Source organism: Micromonospora globispora (assembly GCF_003857015.1).
GTDB lineage: Bacteria > Actinomycetota > Actinomycetes > Mycobacteriales > Micromonosporaceae > Micromonospora > Micromonospora globispora.
The window spans coordinates 1-1,335 of the sequence record NZ_QGGF01000644.1 but is presented as its reverse complement, the minus strand read 5'-3'; the positions used below and the strand labels follow the sequence as shown (position 1 = coordinate 1,335).

Annotated in this window: 1 protein-coding gene; it reads left to right on the top strand. The window is 75.6% G+C overall.

Annotated elements, in window-relative coordinates; translation table 11 throughout:
- The first annotated feature begins 142 nt into the window (after nt 1-142).
- Complete coding sequence (gene alr, locus DKL51_RS31375) at nt 143-1,261, top strand: alanine racemase (protein ID WP_109947958.1); 1,119 nt, start codon at nt 143-145, stop codon at nt 1,259-1,261.
- Nucleotides 1,262-1,335 lie beyond the last annotated feature (74 nt).

Sequence of the window (1,335 nt, the reverse complement as noted above, 5' to 3'; positions counted from 1 at the left end):
CCCCCGACGTGGCCGCGGCGCTGCGCCCGGTGCTCGCCCGGCTGCCCTGACCGCGGCGTCGTCCGCCGTCGCCGCTGCCGCTCCGGCGACCGGCCGCCCGGCTCGGGACTGCGGAGATCACCGGCGGAAGTAGGCTTGGGGCATGTGGCAGTCGGAGGTGCGCGTCGACCTGGACGCGATCCGGGAGAACGTGACCCGGCTGAAATCGGGCACCAGTGCCGAGCTGATGGCGGTGGTGAAGGCCGACGGGTACGGCCACGGCATGGTGCCGGCCGCCCGGGCCGCCCTGGACGCCGGGGCGGACTGGCTGGGCGTCTGCACCCTGGACGAGGCGCTGACCCTGCGCGCCGCCGGGGTCACCGCGCCGGTGCTGGCCTGGCTGCTCGACCCGGGCCTGCCGCTGCACGAGGGCGTCGCGGCCGGGGTCGATCTGGCCGCCGCCAGCCTGCCGCAGCTCGACGAGATGATCGAGGCGGGCCGCCGGGCGGACCGCCCGGCCCGGCTGCATCTCAAGATCGACACTGGGTTGTCCCGGGGCGGGGCCACCGTCGCCGACTGGCCCACCCTGCTGGAGGCCGCCGCGAAGGCCCAGGCCGAGGGCCTGGTCGAGGTGGTCGGCGTGTGGAGCCACTTCGTGTACGCGGACCTGCCCGGCCACCCCACCACGGACCGGCAGCTCGCCGTCTTCCACGAGGGGCTGGCCATGGTCGAGAAGGCGGGCCTGCGCCCGCGCTACCGCCACCTGGCGAACTCCGCCGCCACGCTGACCCGCCCGGACACCCATTTCGACCTGGTTCGCCCGGGGATCGCGATCTACGGCCTCTCTCCGGTAGCGGGGGAGACGTTCGGGCTGCGCCCGGCGATGACCGCCCGGGCCCGGGTGATGCTGACCAAGCGGGTCCCGGCCGGCACCGGCGTCTCGTACGGCCACACCTACCTCACCGAGCGGGAGGCGAACCTGGCAGTCGTGCCGCTCGGCTACGCCGACGGGGTGCCCCGGCACGCCTCCAACACCGGCCCGGTGCAGTTGGGCGGCAAGCGGCGGACCATCTCCGGGCGGGTCTGCATGGACCAGTTCGTGCTCGACTGCGGCGACGACGAGATCGCCGCCGGGGACGTGGCGACGCTCTTCGGCAGCGGCGCGGACGGCGAGCCCACCGCCGACGACTGGGCCGAGGCGGTCGGCACCATCAACTACGAGATCGTCACCCGGTTCGGCGGGGTCCGGGTGTCCCGCGTCTACGACGGCGAGCGCCCGTGACGCAGCGGTTCCGCATCCCCCGGCCGCGGACCGCGGCGGGCAAGGTCGCCGGCGTGGTCGGCGCGGCCGTCGGC